This is a genomic window from Syntrophales bacterium (genome assembly GCA_023229765.1).
Lineage (GTDB): Bacteria > Desulfobacterota > Syntrophia > Syntrophales > UBA5619 > DYTH01.
Map to the genome: position 1 here is coordinate 1 of JALNYO010000069.1, position 6156 is coordinate 6156.

At 51.4% G+C, this 6156-nt stretch carries 5 protein-coding genes; all 5 read left to right on the plus strand.

Going from position 1 to position 6156, the window contains the following annotated elements:
• Nucleotides 1–479 (plus strand): Fe-S-containing hydro-lyase (locus M0P74_17825; GenBank protein ID MCK9365445.1); only part of this gene is annotated, 479 nt, incomplete at its 5' end.
• A 128-nt stretch (nucleotides 480–607) separates the two neighbouring features.
• Nucleotides 608–2017, plus strand: a complete 1410-nt coding sequence (locus tag M0P74_17830) for an FAD-binding oxidoreductase (GenBank protein ID MCK9365446.1) — start codon at nucleotides 608–610, stop codon at nucleotides 2015–2017.
• Nucleotides 2017–3195: a (Fe-S)-binding protein gene (locus M0P74_17835; GenBank protein ID MCK9365447.1), complete on the plus strand. Its 1179-nt coding sequence runs from the start codon at nucleotides 2017–2019 to the stop codon at nucleotides 3193–3195. Before M0P74_17830 ends, M0P74_17835 begins: the two co-directional genes overlap by 1 nt.
• A 178-nt stretch (nucleotides 3196–3373) precedes the next feature.
• Nucleotides 3374–3754 carry a hypothetical protein gene (locus M0P74_17840; protein MCK9365448.1) on the plus strand — a complete coding sequence of 127 codons (381 nt, stop codon included), beginning with the start codon at nucleotides 3374–3376 and terminating at the stop codon, nucleotides 3752–3754.
• A 200-nt stretch (nucleotides 3755–3954) separates the two neighbouring features.
• Nucleotides 3955–5304 carry an MmgE/PrpD family protein gene (locus tag M0P74_17845; protein MCK9365449.1) on the plus strand — a complete coding sequence of 450 codons (1350 nt, stop codon included), beginning with the start codon at nucleotides 3955–3957 and terminating at the stop codon, nucleotides 5302–5304.
• Nucleotides 5305–6156 lie beyond the last annotated feature (852 nt).

Consider the following 6156-nt stretch of genomic DNA (forward strand, 5'->3'; position numbering starts at 1 on the left):
TTTCCGGCATTATCTACACGGGAAGGGATGCTGCCCACAAGCGGATGATCGAGCTTGTCAATGCGGGCAAGGAATTGCCTATCGACGTCAAGGGCCAGATAATCTACTACGTCGGTCCGACCCCGGCTCGGCCGGGGAACCCTATCGGCTCGGCAGGCCCGACGACAAGTTATCGGATGGACGCCTACGCCCCCAAAATGATGGAATTGGGCCTGAAAGGGATGATCGGCAAGGGAAACCGCGCTCCGGAGGTTGTCGAGGCGATGCGAAAATATAAGGCCGTTTACTTCGGCGCCACCGGCGGCGCCGGCGCCGTCCTGTCCAGGAGTATCAAAAAGGCCGAGGTCGTTGCCTACGATGACCTCGGACCGGAGGCGATCCATCGGCTGGAGGTTGAGGATTTTCCGGTGGTCGTCATCAATGACATCCGGGGAAATGATCTTTATGTGGAAGGCGCGAAGAGATATCGAAAAGATTGATAAAAACACCCTCTGCCCAGCCGTAATTCCTGACGGGCGGAAGGGAATTGTCCCGCAATAATCGTGACATGCCGTCAATAACCAAAAACGCGTGAAGTCAAGTCACTTAAATAGGAGGATCCGTTTCAATGGGAAATTTGGAGAAGCTCGTTCAGGATTTAAAAGACATTGCCGGCGATGATCATGTACAGACCGATCTGTATGACCGATCAAACTATGCCGATACATCGCTGCCGTACGATGTGGAGGAGGGAGACCTGCCGGATGTCGTGGTTCAACCCGCCAATGCCCAGGAGGTCTCCGCGGTGTTGAAATGCGCCAATGAACATAATGTCCCGGTCATGACCTATGGTTCCGGCACATCGCTTATCTTTGGCACAAAGCCCAAGCACAAAGGGATAACGCTGAGCACGGAGCGATTGAACTATTTGAAAATCGACGAGGACTATCAATGGGCCGAATTAGGGGCGGGGCTAAAAACAGGTTTTGTCATTAAGGAACTCGGCAAACTGGGTTACTTTCTGCCGATCCAGACACAGCCGGGGTCCAGCATCGGCGGAGCGGTGAGCGTCAATACGCTGGGTCATTTGACCGATAACGTCTTCGGCAGACCCCTGAATAATATCATCGGCCTGGAAGTTGTTCTGCCCACGGGGGAAATAATAGAGACAGGATCGGAATGCCTGAGACGTTCCTCGGGATGGGATTTAACGCGCATATTTGTAGGGGCGGAGGGGATCTTAGGGGTAATCACCAAGGTTCGGATGATCCTTTATCCCATGCCGGAAACGGTGGATGCGGTTGGTTTTTTCCAGACGGTTGAGGATATAGGGCGTGTTATCGCCCGGATGTACAAGGAAAAACTGCCGCTGCCGATGGATGGAGAATTTGTGGGCGAAAAAGCCTGCAAGGTCGGTTGCGATGCCTATTGTCTTGACTTCCCGGAAGGGGCCATGGCCATCACCCGCTCTGCGGGAAGAACCAAAGAGGAAGCCCAGAGGAACGCAAACGAGCTGGTCGAATTATTCAAGCGCTCCGGGGCGGTGCAGGCCTATATCCTGGAAGATGAGGAAGTCCGAAAAAAGGTTTGGGGCGTCCGGGAATACGGCCGGAAATGGGGAAAAGAGAAAGGGCTCAAAGGGTGCCAGACGATCGAAATCAACCCTCCTCTTCCCCTTCTGGCAGAGGCGATGACCGAACTGAATCATATCTGTGATGGTCGGACAGATATAATTGGGGAGATGGAGGCCTACTTCTACGGTCATATTGGCTCCGATTCGCTCCATTTGCGTTTTGCAGTGCCTTATGGCTGGTCGATAGAAAAAATGAAACAGGTGGTTGCCGCGCTCTGGAAGCTGGAGAAGGAGATGAACCTGAAGTATAAAGGCGTCGGCGGCGATTGGGGACAGCTTCCCTACCGGGTTCCCTTTTATCGGGAAAAGTATGGGGAAACCAGCTATCAGTTAATAAGAAGCATGAAACTCCTGTTTGATCCAAAAAACATTCTTAACCGTGGAAACGTTGAAGGAGAGGTGTGATGAAAGAGGAACAGGTTGAAGAAAATATTGAGAAATATTTAACAGAAGCTCTCCTCCAATGTGAGAAGTGCCATCACTGCAATACCGTCTGCCCCATCGTCGATACCCGGGTCACGCAGGGACCCTTTGGTATAAACCGTTCCATTTACTATGCGGTAAAATGGAACAGTTTCAGCGAAGACCTCCGGGATTTGGTCTATTCATGCACAACATGTGGCAAATGCGTGGAGATGTGCAACAAGGTATCAAGATCCTTGCCCCTCGTGGAGATATTTGAAAAGGCCAGGGAACTGCTGTTGGTGGACAAGATGCTGGGCCCGATGCCGGACCAGAGAAATACCTTGAAAAATATGCATGTGCGCGGCAATCCCTGGGGAAACCCGTCCCATGAGAGGACAAAGTGGGCGGAGGGCCGCGATATTAAATTCGCCACCAGGGACGACCGGGTGGATGTATTGTACTTTGTCGGTTGTGCGGCCTCCTACGATTCGCAAGGGCAGAAGATCGCCAAAAACCTCAGTAATATCCTGAAGCAGGCGGGCGTCAATTTCGGCATCCTGGAGAATGAGACATGTAGCGGCCATGAAGCCCGCCGGATTGGCGAGACGGGCCTTTTTGCCTATTTGTCCGAGGCCAGTATGGAGATGTTTGCCGAAGCGGGAATCAGCCATATCGTCACAAGCGACCCACACAGCTTTTACAGCTTCACGAAGGAGTACCCGGACAACTGCAATAATATAAAAGTTCAGCATTACACCCAGTTTCTGAACGATCTTCTGGATAAAGAGGCATTAAAACTTCACAACAGCGTGAATAAGAAGATCACCTATCACGACCCCTGTTACCTGGGAAGGCATAGCGGGGTGTTTGAGGAGCCGAGAGCGCTTATCAAGCGCATCCCCGGCGTCAGTTTCGTAGAGATAGAGAACAATAAAAAAGACAGCGACTGCTGCGGCATGGGGGGCGGCCGGATGTGGATGGAGCCGCCGAAGACATTGCTTTCCTCGCAGGCAATAGCAGAAAAAAGGATCAAGCAGGCCCTCGATACCGGCGCTGACATCCTCATGACCGCTTGTCCGTTTTGCAATATAACGCTCACCGATGCGGTTAAGGTCATGGGGAAAGAAGACCTTATCAAGGTTATGGATATCACGGAGCTGATTTCCCTGTCTCTTTAAGAAAGACAGCAATAAAATATTGAGGGTTTACGAATGTTGAAGGTTAGTTCTGATGACCTTTTGAGACCGGACAGCGTGTTGATCAGTCCGGCTCAGTGGTCCCTACCGCTGACCTGCTTTGCAGTTTATCAAAGAGGGGACTCTGCGCTGTCCGATTGATATTCTTTCGTGGTGTTTGATGACAAATCATGTTCACTTTGTTGCTGTGCCGCAGGATGAATCTTCCTTGGCCAGGGGTTTTGGAGAAGCGCATAAACGATACACTCGTATGAAAAATTTCAGCGAGGGAGTACGCGGCTATTTATTTCAGGGGCGATTTTGTTCATGTGTGCTTGATGAGGGTCATTTCCCTGCTGCTGTCCAGTATGTTGAAAATAATCCTGTTGCTACAGACATTGTGAAGCATGCATGGAAATATTCGTGGTCTCGTGCTGCCTATCATGTCGGCAACATTGAAAATGATATTCTCGTTAGAGACGGAATTTTGTATGGGCTCGTCAACGATTGGCGGATCTATCTTGACGAGAAAGAGGGAATTTTTCAGTCGTTGGGACAATAAGAACCAGTTCGGCAAATTCAATCGCGGATTTTGGGGCGATGCACTATGTTGATTATTCTTCTATCATCGCTCTGAATCATGGTCTTCCTCCTGATGAAGTTGTTTTTGGCAAAATTTCTTATCAGTAGTTTACCGTGACTCAACCTGAATAGCAACCAACCTATTTTCATCATTCTTTCGTACGAAAAGGAGGAAAGCGCATGTCGCAAACAATGATTTCAAGTCAATTGGCGAAGTTTTCGTGCGGTCTTCGTTTCGAAGATCTGAGCGGTCCGCAAGTCGCCAAAATGAAGGGGTACATACTGGACTGGCTGGGATCGGCCTATGCGGGCAGGGACCAGCCGTCGATCCGCATGATCAGGAAAGTTGCCGACAGTCTCGGCGGCAATCCCGAATCCACCTCTATTCCCGATGGGACAAAGACAAGCTGTCTTCTGGCCTCCCTGGTGAACGGCGCCGCCTCGCACGTTGTCGAGATGGACGATCTGCATCGGGAATCGATCATTCACCCGGCCAGCGTCATTTTTCCCGTGGTTCTTGCCTTAGGGGAAAGACGGCGCGCCTCTGGCAAAGAGCTGATCGTCGCGGCGACCGCCGGCTATGAGGTTGGCATCAGAGTGGCTCTGTCTGTCGGGACGACTCATTATCATTATTGGCACACGACGGGGACCTGCGGAACCTACGGGGCGGCGGCAGCGGCGACAAAGCTTCTGGATTTGAGTGAGGAGCAGTTCGTCTGGGCGATGGGCTCAGCGGGAACGCAGGCGGCGGGACTCTGGGAATTTCTCGCCGATAATGCGATGAGCAAACAGCTCCACCTTGGCAAGGCGGCGATGAATGGGCTGCTGGCGGCGCTTTTGGCCAAGGAGGGATTCACCGGCGCCAGGAAAATACTGGAAGGGGAAAAGGGGTTTTTCCATGCCACATCGCAGAATTTCGATCAGGACAAGTGCACTGCCGGCCTGGGCGAGGTCTTTCACAGCGACCGCAATTCGATCAAGTTTTACGCCTCCTGCGGACACACCCACTCCGCTATCGATGCCGTGCTGCTGGCCACTGGAAGCAAGACCTTCAAGGCATCGGAAGTCGCAGAAGTCCGCCTGCGCGTCTATCAGGGGGCGGTCGATCTCCTGGGGGAAATCGAGCCAAAGTCGCCATACCTGGCAAAATTTCATCTGCCATTCTGTATCGCTACGGCATTGGCGTATGGCCACGTCCAACTGTGCGACTTCACAGAAACAAGGCTGGACGATCCGGATTTGAAGGAGCTGATGTCGAAGGTTCACTTTGTGGCAGATCCCGAGTTGACAAAGGTCTATCCGCGCAAATGGCCAGCCAGCGTGACGATCACCCTTGCCGACGGTCGCGAGCTTCAGGGCTACAATGAGTATCCCAAGGGGGATCCGGAAAATCCGCTGTCGGTTGCCGAACTGGTCGCTAAATTCAGGAGTCTTACGGACGGAATCATTTCTGAAGACCAGGCGAACCGGATTATCGACAAGGTGATGAACCTGGAAAAGATGGCTGACACAAACGAACTTCTGATATGAAGAAGTCATTCGTTTTGAGTGGGGAAACCATGGCTGACAAGGAATTTTTCGGTATTTTCCCCTGTCTGGTTACCCCCTCGATGAAAAGGGACGGCTCAAGGAACAAGTGCTGGCTGCTCTCGCCGAACACCTCATCCGCCAGAGAGTTCACGGCGTGACCGCTGGGCAGCACCGGCGAGGCGCTTTACCTCGACTGGGCAACAAAAAAGCATACCGTGGAGATAGTTGTGAGCGTGACTGCCGGACGAGTTCCCGTCGTCGCGGGAATTTGCAGCCACGTCCACGCAGGAGGCCATCCATGATGCAACGGAAATCGAAAAGCTGGGCGTGGATGGCATTCTCACCATGATGCCCAAGGGAAACACCGGGGCTTCCCTTACGTTTAGTGTCCGATAAGATGCCTTTTCGCCATCAAATAGTAAGTCCGTGCTCACTGGCTTGAAATGTAAAAAGTGTAGGTTTGACGCCTCCTGTTGCCTTCGACAAGTGAATCCGATATAATTCATCTGAAAATAAGTGGTATGTCCCCTGATTTCCTACAGCAACAGTTAAAGGAGGATAGTGATGAATATACACTTTAGAATTGAGGGCATACCTGACCTTTATAAACTCATGAACCGACAGAAAAAAATTGATCTTATGTTTCAGGGAAACACCCTGCATGATCTTGTGAACGGGTTGATAAGCAGATTTGGTTCAAAGGTAAATAAGATTCTGTTGGACCAGAACGAATAAGGATAGATCGTGAGAGCGAAGCGAACCACGATCTTATCCTGTAGTTGGACGAGCCCGTTGGAAGTTGGCAGGGTTTTTGTATATGCAAATATCTTTTTTCGAGTGTGGGGCGGATGC

What these genes read in the sequence shown, in the direction of transcription:
- M0P74_17845 (MCK9365449.1), top strand. Translation starts at nt 3,955, where the DNA reads ATGTCGCAAACAATGATTTCAAGTCAATTGGCGAAGTTTTCGTGCGGT.
- M0P74_17830 (MCK9365446.1), top strand. Translation starts at nt 608, where the DNA reads ATGGGAAATTTGGAGAAGCTCGTTCAGGATTTAAAAGACATTGCCGGC.
- M0P74_17835 (MCK9365447.1), top strand. Translation starts at nt 2,017, where the DNA reads ATGAAAGAGGAACAGGTTGAAGAAAATATTGAGAAATATTTAACAGAA.
- M0P74_17840 (MCK9365448.1), top strand. Translation starts at nt 3,374, where the DNA reads ATGACAAATCATGTTCACTTTGTTGCTGTGCCGCAGGATGAATCTTCC.